The following is a 16,169-nucleotide window of genomic DNA, read 5'->3' as shown; positions in this document are numbered from 1 at the left end:
CGGAGCCCAGTCGAAAAAAAAGCCCGACTTGCGTCGGGCTCCAAGTGTGACCGCACCCGTTGCCGGGCGCGGCACCTGCAAAAAACTGCGTACTTACGCCGCGAGCAGCGAGCGCAGCACGAACGGCAGAATACCGCCGTGCTTGTAGTAGTCGACTTCGATCGGCGTGTCGATGCGCAGCAGCACCTGCACGCGCTGGTCCTTGCCGTCCTTGTGGTGGATCACGAGCGTCAGGTCCTGTTGCGGCTTGAAGTCGTCCGTCAGGCCTTCGATGTCGAACGTTTCTTCGCCGGTCAGGCCGAGCGACTGAACGCTGTCCGAACCCTTGAACTGCAGCGGCAGAACGCCCATGCCAACGAGGTTCGAGCGGTGGATACGCTCGAAGCTGCGTGCGACCACGGCCTTCACGCCCAGCAGCTGCGTGCCCTTGGCTGCCCAGTCACGCGACGAACCCGTACCGTACTCTTCGCCTGCGAACACCATGGTCGGCGTGCCGGCGTCGATGTACTTCATCGCTGCGTCATAGATCGAGAGCTGTTCGCCGCTCGGCTGATGGATCGTCAGGCCGCCTTCCACGCGCGTGCCGTCGGCCTTCGCCGGGATCATCAGGTTCTTGATACGCACGTTCGCGAAGGTGCCGCGCATCATCACGTCGTGGTTGCCGCGGCGCGAGCCGTAGCTGTTGAAGTCGGCCTTCTGCACGCCGTTTTCCTTCAGCCACTTGCCTGCGGGCGAGTCTTCCTTGATCGAGCCAGCCGGGCTGATGTGGTCGGTCGTGACCGAATCACCGAAGATGCCCAGTGCGCGCGCGCCCTTGATTTCGGGCACGCCCGAGGACGGCGTCATCGAAAAATCGCTGCCGAAGAACGGCGGCTCGGCGATGTAGGTCGACTTCGGCCAGTCGTAGACCTGACCTTCTTCGCCTTCGATCTTGCTCCACAGGTCGCCCTTCTTCGTGAGCTGGCTGTAGTTCTTCTGGAACGCGTCCGGATCGAGCGCGAACTTGAGCAGCGCGTTGACTTCGTCGCTCGTCGGCCAGATGTCGCCGAGGTAGATGTCACGGCCGCCGTTGCCCTTGCCCACCGGTTCCGTCATCAGGTCGCGCGTGATGTTGCCCGCGATCGCGTATGCGACCACCAGCGGCGGCGAGGCCAGGAAGTTCGCGCGGATGTTCGGGTGGATACGCGCTTCGAAGTTACGGTTGCCCGAGAGCACCGCAGCCGCGACGACGTCGTTCTTGACGATCGATTCGTTCAGTTCGGGCGTCAGGTCGCCGGCGTTGCCGATACAGGTCGTGCAGCCGTATGCCGCGAGTTCGAAGCCGAGCTTCGAGAGGTATGGCAGCAGGCCCGTTTTCGTCAGGTATTCGGTGACGATGCGCGATCCCGGCGCGAGCGACGTCTTGATGTGCGGCGCGACCGTCAGGCCCGCTTCCACGGCCTTCTTCGCGAGCAGACCGGCGGCCAGCAGCACGCTCGGGTTCGACGTGTTCGTGCACGACGTGATCGCGGCGATCAGCACGTCGCCGTTGTGCAGCTTGACCTTGTCGCCCGCCGCGTATTCGGCGGAGAGGTCGGCGGCCTTCTTGTTGAAGCCGTTTTCCGCGACCGGCTTCGAAAACAGGTCCGTGAAGGTCGACTTCACGTTGCCGATTTCGATGCGGTCTTGCGGGCGCTTCGGACCGGCCAGCGACGGTGCGACCGTGCCGAGGTCGAGGACGAGCGTCTTCGTGTAGTCGATGTCGCCGGCCTTCGGCACGCCGAAGAGGTCCTGCGCCTTGAAGTAGTTCGCGAACGCCTCGATTTCGGCTTGCGTGCGGCCCGTGCCCTTGAAGTAGTCGATCGTCTTTTCGTCGACGGGGAAGAAGCCCATCGTCGCGCCGTACTCCGGCGCCATGTTGCCGATCGTCGCGCGGTCGGGCACGCCGATCGACGCCGTGCCTTCGCCGAAGAACTCGACGAACTTGCCGACGACCTTCTCCTTGCGCAGCATTTCGGTGATGGTCAGCACGAGGTCGGTTGCCGTGCAGCCTTCGCGCAGCTTGCCCTTGAGCTCGACGCCCACCACATCAGGCGTGAGGAAGTACACCGGCTGGCCGAGCATGCCGGCTTCCGCTTCGATGCCGCCCACGCCCCAGCCCACCACGCCGATGCCGTTGATCATCGTGGTGTGGCTGTCGGTGCCGACGAGCGTGTCCGGGTAGTAGACGGTATCGCCGCCTTCGGCCTTCTTGTGCACGCCGCGCGCGAGGTATTCCAGGTTCACCTGGTGGACGATGCCGATGCCCGGCGGCACGACCTTGAACGTGTCGAACGCCTGCATGCCCCACTTCATGAACTGGTAACGCTCGTTGTTGCGCTGGAATTCCAGTTTCATGTTCAGGTCGAGCGCGTCTTTCTGGCGGAAGTAGTCGATCTGGACCGAGTGGTCGACGACGAGATCCACCGGCACGAGCGGCTCGATGACCTTCGGGTCCTTTCCGACCTGCTTGGCCACGCCGCGCATGGCGGCGATGTCGGCGAGCAGCGGCACGCCGGTGAAGTCCTGCAACACGACGCGGGCGACCACGAACGGGATCTCGTCGACGCGCGTGGCGTTCGGCTTCCAGTTCGCGAGTTGCTCGATGTGCTCTTCCGCGATCTTCTTGCCGTCGTAGTTACGCAGCACAGACTCGAGCACCAGACGAATCGAGACCGGCAGACGATTGATCTTCACGCCAAGCTGCTTGCCGAGTTGCGGCAGCGAGTAGAACTTGCCTTTGCCGGAACCGCTGTCGAATTCTTTTAGCGTTTTGTGGAGATTGTGGGCCATAGTGTTTTCCTTCGTTTAATCGCGGAAATAACGCTTACTGCTCGTTTGCTGCTGTCACTGATACCTGCCTGATTGCTCAGATCACATACATGTCGACGTACTCGTTGACGGGCAGGGCGCAAAGCCGCGCCTCGTCGAGCGAGACATCGAGAATCGCCTGCTGCTGCTTCGCGGGGAAGCGGCGCGCGAGGTTGATTCGAAACTTCTCGATCAGCAGCGGAATGCCTTCTTCGCGGCGCCGCTTGTGGCCGATCGGGTACTCGACTACGACCTCGTCGAGCGTCGTGCCGTCGATGAGCTCTATGGTGAGCGCATTCGCGATCGAGCGCTTGTCCGGATCGTGATAATCCTTCGTAAATTGCGGGTCTTCCACGCATACCGTCTTCGCGCGCAGCGCGTCGATGCGCGGGTCGCTCGCGACGTCGTCTTCGTAGTCGGAGGCGGTGAGGCGGCCGAAGATCAGCGGCACGGCGACCATGTACTGGATACAGTGGTCGCGATCGGCCGGGTTGGCAAGCGGGCCGCTCTTGTCGATGATGCGGATGGCCGCTTCATGCGTGCGGATGGTGATGCGTTTGATGTCCCCAGCCGTCTTGCCGCGTTGCGCCAGCATGCCGTGCAGCGTCATCGCGGCTTCGGCAGCGGTCTGCGCGTGGAATTCGGCGGGGAACGAAATCTTGAACAGCACGTTTTCCATGACATACGTGCCGTAGGGGCGCTGAAACCTGAACGGCTGTCCCTTGAACGAGACGTCGTAGAAGCCCCACGTTTTTGCCGTGAGCGCCGAGGGATAGCCCATCTCGCCCGTTTTCGCCATGAGCGCTAGGCGCACGGCGCGCGAGGTGGCGTCGCCTGCGGCCCACGACTTGCGCGAGCCCGTATTGGGCGCGTGGCGGTAGGTGCGCAGCGACTGGCCGTCGACCATCGCGAGCGAAACGGCGTTGATCAGCTCGTCGCGCGTGAGCCCGAGCATTTGTCCGACCACGGCGGTGGAGGCGAGCTTCACCAGTAGCACATGGTCGAGACCGACCTGGTTGAACGAGTTTTCCAGCGCAATGCAGCCCTGGATCTCGTGCGCCTTCACCATGCCTTCGAGCACATGCTGCATGGTGAGCGGCGACTTGCCCTGGGCGACGGCGGTGCGCGAGAGCCAGTCGGCGGTCGCGAGGATGCCGCCCAGGTTATCCGACGGATGGCCCCATTCGGCGGCGAGCCAGGTGTCGTTGAAGTCGAGCCAGCGGATCATCGCGCCGATGTTGAACGCGGCCTGAACCGGATCGAGCTGGAATGGCGTGCCGGGCACTTTCGCACCGTGCGGGACGATCGTGCCCGGCACGATCGGTCCCAGCAACTTGGTGCAGGCGGGGTAGGAGAGCGCCTCGAGTCCGCAGCCGAGGGTATCGATCAGGCAATGCCGGGCCGTCGTCAGCGCGAGCGCGCTGTCAACCCCGCCTTTGGCAAACCCGCCCAGCACGTAGTCGACGATATCGACCAGTACCTGGTCCGGCTGCGGCCTGACGTTGGAGATCAGGGCGGACATCGAGGCGATCCTGCGGTCCTTACTGGCCCGCGGCGCCGCTGGCGGCTGCCGGAGCGCGGTTAGCCGGGTTCAGCGCTTGAGCCTGGGTCGGCGCCATTGCGCCCTGCTGCATTGCAACAGTCTTGCACTCGTCGGCCAGACGCGAGCTGTCCTTGTCCGAGAACAGCATGGCCTTCGTCGGGATCACGACGAGGTCGAGGCCGGTAGCGGCGTCGTGGAAGCGGTCGGCGCCCGTGGTCGTGACCTGACGCGGCAGGTTGTAGTTCTTGTTCGCCCAGTGAACGGTGACGATCTGGTCACGCGCCATGTCGCCCTTCAGGTCGAATTGTGCGCCTTCAGCGCAACTCCAGTGCTCCGAGCCTTCCGGGACCGGATCCATCTTCGCTTCCTTGGCCGGGTTGGCCTTGCGCTTGATGATGCGATGCTTCGGAGCCGGCTTCTTGGCGGTCGTGGTCGACGTGCCTTGTGCGGCGGCGTCGGTGGCAGCCAGCATCAGCGTCGAGGACAGCGTGCCGATGACAGCGGCGATCAGCAGTTTCTTCATGAGTGTCAAACCTTTATCTATCTAAAAGCGGTTGATCAGTGCGCGGTTGAACAGGCAACCGCCGTTTGCACTGCGCGCGCCCCGAAAGCGCGCAGCGGACGCTATTTTCACCTATTTATCGCCATGAACTTCAATTTCTCCGGCCCGGTGTTGTTTGCGCCGTGGTTCGCAAGTAACTGCCTGTAACTGTCCGTGACTGCCGTCGCTGCGCCAGGTGGCGCGCGATGCGCCTGTTTGCCTTGGCGCAGTATGTTGAAAACGTTTTCTGCGTCTTCCCGGCGCGCATTCATGCCGACTCCCGCGTCGGCTCCCCGCTCGCGAACAGCGGCGCCGCTTCGGCCGGCACGGCGCGGCCCGTGGCGCGCGCGCGGCGCAGCACGGACCAGTAATAGCGATAGCTCGCGCGGTCGTGCAGCGTGTCGCCGTGGCGTGTCGGACCCCATTGTGCGTGCTGCGCGGCCAGCAGGATTTCGGCGGCCAGCGCGATTTCTTCGTCGCGCGGCGCGAAAGCGGCCACGATTGCGGGAATCTGCGCCGGGTGAATGCTCCACATGCGCGTGTAGCCGAACTCGTTGCGTGCGCGGCGCGCGTCGTTCGCCACCACGTCCATGTCGCGCACTTCCGTACTGACATTGTGCGAGGGCACGCGGCCGAACGCGTGGCACGCGGCCGCTATTTCAAGCTTTGCGCGGCGTACGAGCGGGTGGTCGAACTGGCCGGGCGAGCGCATGGCCGTATCGGGAATCGCGCCGTCGTGCGCGGAGACGAAATCCATCAGCCCGAAGCTCAGCGACTCGACCCCGCGCAGCGCGGCGAGGTCGAACACGCGCGCGAGTGCGCCGTGCGTTTCGACGAGCAATTGAACGGGTATGGGCCTGTCGATGCCCATCTCGACGCGCGTGGCCTCGATGAACGCCGTCATTTCGGCGGCGTCGCCCACGGCGCGGATCTTCGGCACGGTGATGAAGGCCGGCGCGCGCTTCGCGGCGCGCAGGATCATGCGCACGTCGTCGCGCCAGTGCGGGTGATGGAAATCGTGGATGCGCACGCCGACGCGGCCGAAGCGGTCGTGTTCGCCGCCGATGAACGACGCCACGAGTTCGGCGTGTTCGGCTTCGCGGCCCACCTGCGCGCCGTCTTCGCAATCGAGCGTGATGTCGAATACCGGGCCCAACTGCTGCTGCAGCGCGAGCGATTTGAGCATCAGCTTCTCACTGCCCGCGTAGTGGTCGCATGCGGGCAGGATGGCGGGCGGCGCTTCGCCGTCAAACAGCACTTCGGCTGGCAGAATGGCGCGCATCTTCGGCGTCGGGAGTCGAGTTTTGTAGGAGATACCGGATCCGCATGCGCCCTGCCGGCAAGGCGCATGCGGATCGGGTCGAGGCGGGCCGCGGAGGCTGCCCCGCGTGCCATAAAGCAGAACGGAACGGGCGTCAAACGCGCGTTCCGTTCGTCCAGCTGGCTTACTTGCCGAGCAGGTGAGCGACGCCTTCGCGCTCTTCGAGCAGCTCAGCCAGCGTGCCGTCCATCTTCTCGCGCGAGAACGCGTCGATTTCGAGGCCTTCCACGCGCTTGTATTCGCCGTTTTCGCAGGTCACCGGCACGCCGTAGATGATGTCTTCGGGGATGCCGTACGAGCCGTCCGACGGGATACCCATCGTGACCCACTTGCCGTTCGTGCCGAGGACCCAGTCACGCACGTGGTCGATTGCAGCGTTGGCGGCCGAAGCTGCCGACGAGAGGCCGCGCGCTTCGATGATCGCCGCGCCGCGCTTGCCGACCGTCGGGATGAACGTGTTGCGGTTCCATTCGTCGTCGTTGATCAGCTTGGTCAGCGACTGGCCTTCCGCCGTTGCGACACGGAAGTCGGGGTACATCGTCGGCGAGTGGTTGCCCCACACGGCGAGCTTCTCGATCGAAGCGACCGGCTTGCCCGACTTGGCGGCCAGTTGCGAGAGCGCGCGGTTGTGGTCCAGACGCAGCATGGCGGTGAAGTTCTTCTTCGGCAGGTCCGGAGCCGACTTCATGGCGATGTAGGCGTTCGTGTTGGCCGGGTTGCCGACGACCAGCACCTTCACGTCGCGGCTGGCGACGTCGTTCAGCGCCTTGCCCTGAACCGTGAAGATTTCCGCGTTGGCCGAGAGCAGGTCCTTACGCTCCATGCCCTTCGAGCGCGGACGTGCGCCGACCAGCAGGGCGACGTCGGCGTCCTTGAACGCGACCTTCGGGTCGTCGGTGATGACCACGCCCGCGAGCAGCGGGAATGCGCAGTCGTCCAGTTCCATCACGACGCCCTTGACGGCGGCTTGCGCTTGCGGCAGGTCGAGCAGTTGCAGGATGACGGGCTGATCCTTGCCGAGCAGGTCGCCATTCGCAATGCGGAACAGCAGGGAGTAAGCGATCTGACCTGCGGCGCCGGTGACGGCAACGCGCTTTGCGGGCTTAGCCATTGAAAATCTCCAGGAAGATGCGTTAGACGCCAGGGTAAAACGCCATTCTATATGCGCGATACACGAAGCGTAGGTGAAACAGGCGGTCTTGATCGCCGGCGTGCGCGCTTCACTGGAACGACCATGACTGACAAGCCGTGAAGCGTGCGCCGCCGGCACGGACCGCCGTGCCGGTAACCTGTGCAACATGGCAAGAGGTGAACGGGGCGCCCTTCGAGGGACGCCAGACGCTGGCCGCTTCGCGTGTGCCGACTCCTGCAACAGCTCGCTCGGGCTCTCCCACAGACGCGCGGCGCGCAACGACTCACGCGTGCCGGCTGGGCGGATCGAAACCTTTACTGCGTTTACTGCGTGAGGGAACAGCATCGTGCAAGGCGGCTCGCGGCGCATTCGCCACGAGGTGGATGCAGCCGGCGGCGCCTCTTCGTCATGCCGTTTTCATGTCCTGAAATTAGCATGCAGGCCGCCCGCAAACCCTTGCTCGATCGGGAGTGTAGGAGTCGTCAGGGTCAAAGTCAACAGTATCTTATGTCTTATATAAGACATAACTATTGCAGGCAAAATGCTTGATGCGTAGGGGGCTTTATGTTGAAATGCGCGCCATGAGTGCAAACCCGGCCAGCAACGCGAATTCCACCGCTCCCGAGAGCGGGGCTCAAGTGTCTGCGCCCGCGGTTCCGCCGTCCCCGACCTTCAGTCCGCTGTACCAGCAGATCAAGGGGCTCATTACCCAGAGCCTCGAGTCCGGCGAATGGAAGCCCGGCGAAATCATCCCCAGCGAAGTCGAACTGGCCGCCCGTTACAAGGTGAGCCAGGGGACCGTGCGCAAGGCGATCGACGAGCTGGCTGCCGACAATCTGCTGGTGCGCCGCCAGGGCAAGGGCACGTTTGTTGCAACGCACAACGAAGAGCGCGCCCAGTTTCGCTTTCTTAGATTACTCGCCGATGACGGCGCGGAGCACCCGCACGTGAGCAAGCTGCTCGAGTGCCGGCGCTTGCGCGCTTCGGCTGAGATCGCTCGCCAGCTCGACCTCAAGCCCTCGGACCCAGTTGTACTGATCCGGCGTCTCTTGCAGTTCGACGGCGAGAGCACCGTGCTCGACGAAATCTGGCTGCCCGGCGGGGTGTTCCGCGGGCTCACGAGCGAGCGCCTCGCCGAGTACAAAGGCCCGCTCTACGCCATGTTCGAGGCGGAATTCGGCACGCGCATGATTCGTGCAACCGAGAAGATCCGCGCCGTGGCCGCGGAGCCCTCGGTGGCCGATCTTCTCAAGGTGCCCGCAGGTTTTCCTTTGCTGTCGGTCGAGCGCGTGTCCTATACCTATGGAGACCGGCCGGTCGAGGTGCGCCGCGGATGGTATGTCACAACCGGGTACTACTATCAGAACGATTTGAGTTGACGGGCGACCGCGCAAAAGGCGCGGAGCCTTCCCCAGAGTGCCTTTGCTTGCGCGCACCACCAGCCGTACCCGACGTGGATTTCGCTGCAGCGCGATATGAAAAGGCGCTAAAATTGCGAATTAGTGTTAACACATAGTAGGGGTCTAGCATGGCAGAAGCCGCAAAAAAACCGAGGCCGGAATACCGGAACATCGGGCTTGGGCAGATATTGTTCGCATACCGCCTGCCTCTGGCCGGTCGTGTGTCGATCGGCCACCGCGTCAGCGGTGCGTTGTTGTTCCTGTTCCTGCCTTTCATCTTGTTCCTGTTGGACCAGAGCCTCACTTCGGAGCTTAGCTTCGAGGTATTCAAGGGCTTCCTCTCCAATATCATCGTCAAGCTCATCGTGCTGGTCCTCGGGTGGGCGTTCCTGTTTCACTTCTGCGCTGGCGTGCGTCACCTGTGCATGGACTTCAACCATGGCCTCGTGAGCAAGGAAAAAGGCAAGTCGACCTCCCTCGTCGTCGTGATCATCTCCACGGTCCTCACGATCGCCTTTGCGGCAAAACTCTTCGGAGCGTTCTAAAAAATGTCGGCTAATAACGGTATCGGTCCGAAGCGCCTTGTCGTCGGCGCTCACTACGGCATTCGCGACTGGATCGCGCAACGCGCCACCGCCGTGATCATGGCGATCTACACGATCGTGCTGCTCGTGCTGTTCTTCGGCGCGCACGACTTCTCGTATGACGGCTGGGCCTCGATCTTCGCCGCGCAGTGGATGAAGCTCGCGACGTTCGTCACCCTGATCGCGCTGTTCCTGCACGCGTGGGTCGGTGTGCGTGACATCTGGATGGACTACATCAAGCCGGTCGGCCTGCGCATCACGCTGGACGTCCTCACGATCGCATGGCTGCTGGGCAGCCTCGGCTACGCCGCTCAGATTCTCTGGAGAGTGTAAAAGAATGGCTGCAATCAAGAATTCATTGCCGCGTCGCAAGTTCGACGTGGTCATCGTCGGTGCTGGCGGCTCGGGGATGCGCGCTTCGCTGCAACTCGCGCGCGCTGGCCTGTCGGTTTGTGTGCTCTCGAAGGTATTCCCCACGCGTTCGCACACGGTGGCGGCACAGGGCGGCATCGGCGCCTCGCTCGGCAACATGAGCGAAGACAACTGGCACTACCACTTCTACGACACGATCAAGGGTTCCGACTGGCTCGGCGACCAGGACGCGATCGAGTTCATGTGCCGTGAAGCGCCGAACGCCGTGTACGAGCTCGAACACATGGGCATGCCGTTCGACCGTAACGCCGACGGCACGATCTACCAGCGCCCGTTCGGCGGCCACACGGCCAACTACGGCGAGAAGCCGGTTCAGCGCGCCTGTGCTGCTGCTGACCGTACCGGCCACGCGCTGCTGCACACGCTGTACCAGCAGAACGTCGCGGCGAAGACCACGTTCTTCGTCGAATGGATGGCGCTCGACCTGATCCGCGACGCCGACGGCGACGTGCTCGGCGTGACCGCGCTCGAAATGGAAACGGGCGACGTCTACATCCTCGAAGGCAAGACCACGCTGTTCGCCACGGGCGGCGCGGGCCGGATCTTCGCGGCATCGACCAACGCGTTCATCAATACCGGTGACGGCCTCGGCATGGCGGCCCGTTCGGGCATCGCGCTGCAGGACATGGAGTTCTGGCAGTTCCACCCGACCGGCGTGGCCGGCGCGGGCGTGCTGATCACGGAAGGCGTGCGCGGCGAAGGCGGCATTCTGCGTAACTCGAACGGCGAGCGCTTCATGGAGCGTTACGCGCCGACCCTGAAGGACCTGGCGCCGCGCGACTTCGTTTCGCGTTCGATGGACCAGGAAATCAAGGAAGGCCGCGGCGTGGGTCCGCACAAGGACCACGTGCTGCTCGACCTTTCGCACATCGGCGCCGAGACGATCATGAAGCGTCTGCCGTCGATCCGCGAAATCGCGCTCAAGTTCGCGAACGTGGACTGTATCAAGGAGCCGATCCCGGTCGTGCCGACCATCCACTACCAGATGGGCGGTATTCCGACGAACATCAACGGCCAGGTCGTTGGCACGCCCAAGGGTCACGAAGAAGTCGTCAACGGCTTCTACGCCGTGGGCGAATGCTCGTGCGTCTCGGTGCACGGCGCAAACCGTCTCGGCACGAACTCGCTGCTCGACCTCGTGGTGTTTGGCCGTGCGGCTGGCAACCACATCGTCAAGCATGTCAAGGAGCTCAAGGACCACAAGCCGCTGCCGGCCGACGCCGCCGACTTCGCGCTCTCGCGCCTTGCCGAGCTCGACAAGTCGACCTCGGGCGAGTACGCGCAAAGCGTCGCGAACGACATCCGCGGCTCGATGCAGAAGCACGCAGGCGTGTTCCGCACGTCGAAGCTGCTGGCAGACGGCGTGAAGGACATCGCGGAGATCGCTGAGCGCGCGAAGCACATTCACCTGAAGGACAAGTCGAAGGTGTTCAACACGGCGCGCGTGGAAGCGCTCGAAGTGGCGAACCTTATCGAAGTTGCACGCGCAACGATGGTTTCGGCTGAAGCCCGTAAGGAAAGCCGTGGTGCACACGCACAGAGCGACTTCGAACACCGCGACGACGAAAACTGGCTGCGCCATACGCTCTGGTTCAGCGAAGGCGACCGACTCGATTACAAGCCGGTCCACATGCAACCGCTGACCGTCGAGTCCGTGCCGCCGAAGGCGCGTACGTTCTAAGGCACACGCCAGTCAAAAGGAATTGGAAATGGCCAAACGCATTTTTGAAGTCTATCGCTACGACCCGGACAAGGACGCGGCGCCGCGCATGCAAACGTACGAGCTGGAACTCACGCACGAGCGCATGCTGCTCGACGCGCTGGTCAAGCTCAAGGAACTGGACGAGACGCTGTCGTTCCGCCGTTCGTGCCGTGAAGGCGTGTGCGGTTCGGACGCCATGAACATCAACGGCAAGAACGGTCTCGCGTGCCTCACGAACCTGAACGACCTGCCGGCGAAGATCGTGCTGCGTCCGCTGCCGGGCCTGCCCGTCGTGCGCGATCTGATCTGCGACTTCACGCAGTTCTTCAACCAGTACCACTCGATCAAGCCGTACCTGATCAACGACACGCCGCCGCCCGAGAAGGAGCGTCTGCAGTCGCCTGAGCAGCGTGACGAACTCGATGGCCTGTACGAGTGTATTCTGTGCGCAAGCTGCTCGACTTCGTGCCCGAGCTTCTGGTGGAACCCGGACAAGTTCGTCGGCCCGGCAGGTCTGCTGCAGGCTTACCGCTTCATCGCGGACAGCCGCGACGAAGCGACCGGCGAGCGCCTCGACAACCTCGAGGACCCGTACCGTCTGTTCCGCTGCCATACGATCATGAACTGCGTCGACGTTTGCCCGAAGGGCCTGAACCCGACGAAGGCGATCGGCAAGATCAAGGAACTGATGTTCCGCCGCGCGGTTTGATGTTGTTGTTCTGAAATGGAATCGCACCAGTCTGACCCCCATCGCCGCGCGCGCCTTCGCTGGCGCGCGCGGCGCGGCCTGCTCGAAAACGATCTGATTTTTGAGCGGTTTTTCGAGCGCTATGAGCATGAACTCAGCGACGCCGACGTGGGCGCTCTCACGCGCCTGCTCGAGCTGAGCGATAACGACCTGATGGACTTGCTGCTCGCGCGCAAGGAACCAGAAGGCGACCTTGCCGACCCGGACGTGAAGCGGGTGCTGGAGCTGCTTCGGAACGTCTGAGCGCGGCGGCAATATGGAGGCGCCGCGCCCGACGTACAAAACTATCGAATCCCGTGTTTATCTTCGATTGAGGATGTGCTATGACCCCGTCTGATGTAAAAGCCACGCTATCGTTCAGCGACAATTCGCCGAGCGTCGAACTGCCGATCTACAAGGGCACGATGGGCCCGGATGTGATCGACATCCGCAAACTGTACGGTCAGACCGGCAAGTTCACGTATGACCCGGGCTTCATGTCGACGGCCTCGTGCAACTCGGCGATCACGTACATCGACGGGGACAAGGGCGAGCTGCTTTACCGCGGCTACCCGATCGACAACCTCGCGCAAAACGCCGACTTCCTCGAAACCTGCTACCTGCTGTACCGCGGCGAACTGCCGAACGCGGCGCAGAAGGAAGAGTTCGTGAGGACCGTCACGCAGCACACGATGGTTCACGAGCAAATGCAGTTCTTCTTCCGCGGCTTCCGTCGCGACGCGCACCCGATGGCGATTCTGGTCGCCGCAGTCGGCGCGCTGTCGGCGTTCTATCACGACTCGCTCGACATCAATAACCCGAAGCATCGTGAAGTTTCGGCGATCCGTATGATCGCGAAGCTGCCGACGCTCGTCGCCATGGCGTACAAGTACTCGATCGGCCAGCCGTTCGTGTATCCGCAGAACAATCTGTCGTACAGCGCGAACTTCATGCGCATGATGTTCTCGAACCCGTGCGAAGAGTACAAGGTCAACGACGTGCTCGTGCGCGCCCTCGACCGTATCCTCATCCTTCACGCCGACCACGAGCAGAACGCTTCGACGTCTACCGTACGTCTGGCCGGTTCGTCGGGTGCGAATCCGTTCGCGTGTATCGCTGCGGGTATCGCCTGTCTGTGGGGCCCGGCGCACGGTGGTGCGAACGAAGCCGCACTGAACATGCTGGAAGAAATCGGCTCGCCGGACAAGATTCCTGAGTTCATCAAGCAGGTGAAGGACAAGAACTCGGGCGTGAAGCTGATGGGTTTCGGCCACCGCGTGTACAAGAACTACGACCCGCGTGCGAAGCTCATGCGCGAAACGTGCTACGAAGTGCTCAACGAACTGGGCCTGCACGACGATCCGCTCTTCAAGCTCGCCATGCAGCTCGAAAAGATCGCGCTGGAAGACGAATACTTCGTGTCGCGCAAGCTGTACCCGAACGTCGACTTCTACTCGGGTATCGTGCAGCGCGCACTGGGCATCCCGACCTCGATGTTCACGTGTATCTTCGCGATGGCACGTACGGTGGGCTGGATTGCGCAGTGGAACGAAATGATCGCCGACCCCGAGCAGAAGATCGGCCGTCCGCGTCAGCTGTTCATCGGCGAAACGCCGCGCGAAGCGAAGCCGATCTCGCAACGCTAAGCAGTTTCGCTTTGCCACGCCGCGCGCTCGATGGCGCGCCGCGTGCGAGCTCTCATGCAAACGCCCCGACGGGTTATCGCCCGTCGGGGCGTTTTCTATTTGAGGCCGCGGCCGCGCTCAAATCCAGCCGTCGATCTTCAGCCCGCTCGCCGCTTCCGCCTCCTCGCGCGTGACCTCGCGCACCGTCTCGCCGAAGCTCCATACGTGGCCTTCGGGGTCGCACGCCACATAGACGCGGTCGCCGTAGAACTGGTCCGCCGGCTCGCGGATGATCTTTGCCCCGGCGGCGCGGGCGCGTTCGCAATGCGCGTCGAGGCCGCTTTTCAGCTGCACGTGGACCGACTGCGTGTTCCTGCCTTCCAGTTCGGCGGGGCTCGTGTAGGGCATGCCGGGCCAGCCGCCGCAAATCATCACGTAGCCGTCGCCAAAGCGCATTTCCGAGTGACCGAGCTTCCCGTCCGGCGACGTGACGACGAACTGGCGCGTAAAGCCGAACGCCTTTTCGAGCCAGTCGAGCGCGGCGAACGGATCGCGATAGTAGATGGCAGACCCGAAGGCCGGACGCGGCGAGATGTTGCTCATGCTTGTCTCCCAGGCAGTACGTGTGACGAATCTAGCACCAGCGTGGTGCGATTGCGCGCAGCGCGCTCACGCCCGGCCTTTACCTCCCACGTAATCGTCAGCTCGCACGGCATCGACGACGATGTCGCTCATCGGCACACCCCACCCGCAAGGAGCGACGACCATGGCAACTCTCAACGCCCGCCAACCCGGCTACATCCGCATCGACGACGATACCGCGCTGCACTATCGCGACTGGGGCGACGGCGCACCGCTCGTGTTCCTCTCGGGCTGGACGCTCAACGCCGACATGTGGAACTACCAGTGCGCGCCGCTCGCGGCCGCGGGGTTTCGCTGCGTGACCTACGACCGCCGCGGGCATGGCCGCTCGAGCGACCCGGGCCGCGGCTACGACTACGACACGCTCGCCGACGATCTCGAAGCTGTCCTTGCCGCCCGAGGTCTGGAACGCGCCACGCTGGTCGGCCATTCGTTCGCGAGCGGCGAGATCGTGCGCTATTTGAGCCGCTACGGCTCGCGCCGCGTGGCAGGCATTGTGCTGCTTTCGCCGGCGTCGACGCCGTGCTTGCTCAAGACTGCTGACAATCCTGGCGGCCTCGATGCGAGTCTTTTCGAAGCGTCCATCGAAGAGATGCTCACGTCGTTTCCCGACTGGATCTCGCGGCGCGCCGAGGCTTACTTCAGCCCCGGTACATCGCACGCGGTCATTCAGTGGACGGCCGACATGATGCTGAACGCGTCGCTGTACGGCGCGGCGCAGCTGTCGCGCGTGCAGATGGTCACCGACTTTCGCCGCGAACTGGCCGCGATCGACGTGCCGGCGCTCGTGCTGCACGGCGACTGCGATGCCTCGGCGCCGCTCGAGATAACCGGACGTCCCACGGCGGCCGCGCTCGAGCACGCGACGCTGAAGGTCTATGAGGGCGGCACGCACGGCATGTACTTCAACCACGCCGCGCGTGTGAACGACGATATCCGGGAGTTCGTCAAGCGGTGGCAGGCATGAAACGTGACACGGTCAGTTAGCGGAACCACGTCGCGGATACAAGTCGTAATCAGGGCCTGGCCGCTCGCGCCGGGCGCAAAGGAATAGCGCCCCCGCGCCCCTCGTTTTGCAGTTGACATGCGGCCGGCGCGAGCCCGCTCACGCGCCGCGTGCCAGGCGTACCGATGGAGTCTTCACGGCCGAGGCGCACAGCCCGTGCGCTGCGAGGCCGGTCCGTCGAGAGAGGCGACATCATGCGCAAACTTCTCGTCTTCACAGCGCTGGCCTGTCTGGGCGCCTGCACGACACCGGCCACGTCACAGCAGCCTGCGGACGCGTCGTCTTACCCGCCGCCCGACTGCCGCACCGTCACCGGCACTGCCGAGATCGACGGCGCGCCGCAGGTGATCAGCGGTCTCGCCTGCCTGCAGCCCGACGGCACCTGGCAGATCGTACAGGGTAACGACGGCACGCTGGTCTACCCGGTGGCATGGACCGACGCGACGACCTGGTACGCCGGTCCATGGTACGGCTGGTGGCCGCCGGTGTTCGTGGGCGGCTCGTTCGTGTTCGTCGATCACTTCCATCACTTTCATCACATGGATCACGTCTTTCCGGGCGGGCCGCATATGCATCCGGGGCCAGGCATGCACGGCGGATTTCATGGCGGTTTCCACGGTGGTCACGGCGGCGTCTGGAGCGGGGCGGGTGGCATGCATGGCGGCTCGCATCGCTGAAACATACC

15 protein-coding genes are annotated in these 16,169 nt (G+C 63.5%); 9 read left to right on the top strand and 6 right to left on the bottom strand.

All coding sequences use genetic code 11. The annotated features are described in order from the left end of the window. Positions 1–93: 93 nt before the first annotated feature. From acnA to BFD71_RS00845, 5 genes are all read right to left on the bottom strand, one after another. Positions 94–2,811, bottom strand: a complete 2,718-nt coding sequence (acnA, locus tag BFD71_RS00865; protein WP_069261401.1) for an aconitate hydratase AcnA — start codon at positions 2,809–2,811, stop codon at positions 94–96. 76 nt (positions 2,812–2,887) lie between these two features. Next, the gene (locus BFD71_RS00860; RefSeq protein ID WP_069261400.1) at positions 2,888–4,351 is read right to left on the bottom strand and encodes a bifunctional 2-methylcitrate dehydratase/aconitate hydratase; all 1,464 of its coding nucleotides are present in this window, start codon (positions 4,349–4,351) and stop codon (positions 2,888–2,890) included. Between the two features lie 19 nt (positions 4,352–4,370). Continuing rightward, positions 4,371–4,895 (bottom strand): hypothetical protein, encoded by a 525-nt coding sequence (locus BFD71_RS00855; RefSeq protein ID WP_069261399.1) that lies wholly within the window; start codon positions 4,893–4,895, stop codon positions 4,371–4,373. Between the two features lie 286 nt (positions 4,896–5,181). Next, a complete protein-coding gene (locus BFD71_RS00850) occupies positions 5,182–6,195 on the bottom strand; it encodes an HpcH/HpaI aldolase/citrate lyase family protein (RefSeq protein ID WP_069261398.1) in 1,014 nt (337 codons plus the stop codon). A 163-nt stretch (positions 6,196–6,358) separates the two neighbouring features. Next, positions 6,359–7,345, bottom strand: a complete 987-nt coding sequence (locus BFD71_RS00845; protein WP_069261397.1) for a malate dehydrogenase — start codon at positions 7,343–7,345, stop codon at positions 6,359–6,361. A gap of 602 nt (positions 7,346–7,947) precedes the next feature. Here BFD71_RS00845 and BFD71_RS00840 point away from each other — a divergent pair. From BFD71_RS00840 to gltA, 7 genes are all read left to right on the top strand, one after another. Beyond that, entirely contained in the window at positions 7,948–8,745 is a 798-nt protein-coding gene (locus BFD71_RS00840) for a GntR family transcriptional regulator (protein WP_069261841.1), read from the top strand. A gap of 149 nt (positions 8,746–8,894) precedes the next feature. Beyond that, the gene (gene sdhC / locus BFD71_RS00835) at positions 8,895–9,311 is read left to right on the top strand and encodes a succinate dehydrogenase, cytochrome b556 subunit (RefSeq protein WP_069261396.1); all 417 of its coding nucleotides are present in this window, start codon (positions 8,895–8,897) and stop codon (positions 9,309–9,311) included. A gap of 3 nt (positions 9,312–9,314) precedes the next feature. Next, positions 9,315–9,683 carry a succinate dehydrogenase, hydrophobic membrane anchor protein gene (gene sdhD, locus BFD71_RS00830; protein ID WP_042273220.1) on the top strand — a complete coding sequence of 123 codons (369 nt, stop codon included), beginning with the start codon at positions 9,315–9,317 and terminating at the stop codon, positions 9,681–9,683. A 4-nt stretch (positions 9,684–9,687) separates the two neighbouring features. Beyond that, the gene (sdhA, locus tag BFD71_RS00825) at positions 9,688–11,463 is read left to right on the top strand and encodes a succinate dehydrogenase flavoprotein subunit (RefSeq protein WP_069261395.1); all 1,776 of its coding nucleotides are present in this window, start codon (positions 9,688–9,690) and stop codon (positions 11,461–11,463) included. Positions 11,464–11,491: 28 nt separating this feature from the next. Further along, positions 11,492–12,193 (top strand): succinate dehydrogenase iron-sulfur subunit, encoded by a 702-nt coding sequence (locus tag BFD71_RS00820; RefSeq protein WP_069261394.1) that lies wholly within the window; start codon positions 11,492–11,494, stop codon positions 12,191–12,193. A gap of 15 nt (positions 12,194–12,208) precedes the next feature. Continuing rightward, entirely contained in the window at positions 12,209–12,475 is a 267-nt protein-coding gene (locus BFD71_RS00815) for an FAD assembly factor SdhE (RefSeq protein WP_028202905.1), read from the top strand. 80 nt (positions 12,476–12,555) lie between these two features. Further along, positions 12,556–13,857 (top strand): citrate synthase, encoded by a 1,302-nt coding sequence (gene gltA, locus BFD71_RS00810; protein ID WP_069261393.1) that lies wholly within the window; start codon positions 12,556–12,558, stop codon positions 13,855–13,857. 117 nt (positions 13,858–13,974) lie between these two features. Here the strand turns inward: gltA and BFD71_RS00805 are convergent, their stop codons facing one another. After that, positions 13,975–14,439 (bottom strand): VOC family protein, encoded by a 465-nt coding sequence (locus BFD71_RS00805; RefSeq protein WP_069261392.1) that lies wholly within the window; start codon positions 14,437–14,439, stop codon positions 13,975–13,977. 163 nt (positions 14,440–14,602) lie between these two features. Between BFD71_RS00805 and BFD71_RS00800 the strand changes: the two genes are divergently transcribed. Continuing rightward, positions 14,603–15,445 carry an alpha/beta fold hydrolase gene (locus tag BFD71_RS00800; RefSeq protein WP_069261391.1) on the top strand — a complete coding sequence of 281 codons (843 nt, stop codon included), beginning with the start codon at positions 14,603–14,605 and terminating at the stop codon, positions 15,443–15,445. Between the two features lie 233 nt (positions 15,446–15,678). Continuing rightward, positions 15,679–16,161, top strand: a complete 483-nt coding sequence (locus BFD71_RS00795; RefSeq protein ID WP_069261390.1) for a hypothetical protein — start codon at positions 15,679–15,681, stop codon at positions 16,159–16,161. Positions 16,162–16,169 lie beyond the last annotated feature (8 nt).

The sequence above is a fragment of the Paraburkholderia nodosa genome (genome assembly GCF_001718195.1).
In the GTDB taxonomy this organism is placed as follows: domain Bacteria; phylum Pseudomonadota; class Gammaproteobacteria; order Burkholderiales; family Burkholderiaceae; genus Paraburkholderia; species Paraburkholderia nodosa_A.
Note: the sequence above shows the minus strand (reverse complement) of the source record. Positions and strands in the feature narration are given on the sequence as shown.

Excerpts from the sequence above, each read along its gene's own strand:
- BFD71_RS00855 (WP_069261399.1), bottom strand. The coding sequence starts at position 4,895 with ATGAAGAAACTGCTGATCGCCGCTGTCATCGGCACGCTGTCCTCGACG.
- BFD71_RS00815 (WP_028202905.1), top strand. The coding sequence starts at position 12,209 with ATGGAATCGCACCAGTCTGACCCCCATCGCCGCGCGCGCCTTCGCTGG.
- sdhD (WP_042273220.1), top strand. The coding sequence starts at position 9,315 with ATGTCGGCTAATAACGGTATCGGTCCGAAGCGCCTTGTCGTCGGCGCT.
- BFD71_RS00860 (WP_069261400.1), bottom strand. The coding sequence starts at position 4,351 with ATGTCCGCCCTGATCTCCAACGTCAGGCCGCAGCCGGACCAGGTACTG.
- sdhA (WP_069261395.1), top strand. The coding sequence starts at position 9,688 with ATGGCTGCAATCAAGAATTCATTGCCGCGTCGCAAGTTCGACGTGGTC.
- BFD71_RS00850 (WP_069261398.1), bottom strand. The coding sequence starts at position 6,195 with ATGCGCGCCATTCTGCCAGCCGAAGTGCTGTTTGACGGCGAAGCGCCG.
- BFD71_RS00820 (WP_069261394.1), top strand. The coding sequence starts at position 11,492 with ATGGCCAAACGCATTTTTGAAGTCTATCGCTACGACCCGGACAAGGAC.
- gltA (WP_069261393.1), top strand. The coding sequence starts at position 12,556 with ATGACCCCGTCTGATGTAAAAGCCACGCTATCGTTCAGCGACAATTCG.
- BFD71_RS00845 (WP_069261397.1), bottom strand. The coding sequence starts at position 7,345 with ATGGCTAAGCCCGCAAAGCGCGTTGCCGTCACCGGCGCCGCAGGTCAG.
- BFD71_RS00800 (WP_069261391.1), top strand. The coding sequence starts at position 14,603 with ATGGCAACTCTCAACGCCCGCCAACCCGGCTACATCCGCATCGACGAC.
- sdhC (WP_069261396.1), top strand. The coding sequence starts at position 8,895 with ATGGCAGAAGCCGCAAAAAAACCGAGGCCGGAATACCGGAACATCGGG.
- BFD71_RS00840 (WP_069261841.1), top strand. The coding sequence starts at position 7,948 with ATGAGTGCAAACCCGGCCAGCAACGCGAATTCCACCGCTCCCGAGAGC.
- BFD71_RS00795 (WP_069261390.1), top strand. The coding sequence starts at position 15,679 with ATGCGCAAACTTCTCGTCTTCACAGCGCTGGCCTGTCTGGGCGCCTGC.
- BFD71_RS00805 (WP_069261392.1), bottom strand. The coding sequence starts at position 14,439 with ATGAGCAACATCTCGCCGCGTCCGGCCTTCGGGTCTGCCATCTACTAT.
- acnA (WP_069261401.1), bottom strand. The coding sequence starts at position 2,811 with ATGGCCCACAATCTCCACAAAACGCTAAAAGAATTCGACAGCGGTTCC.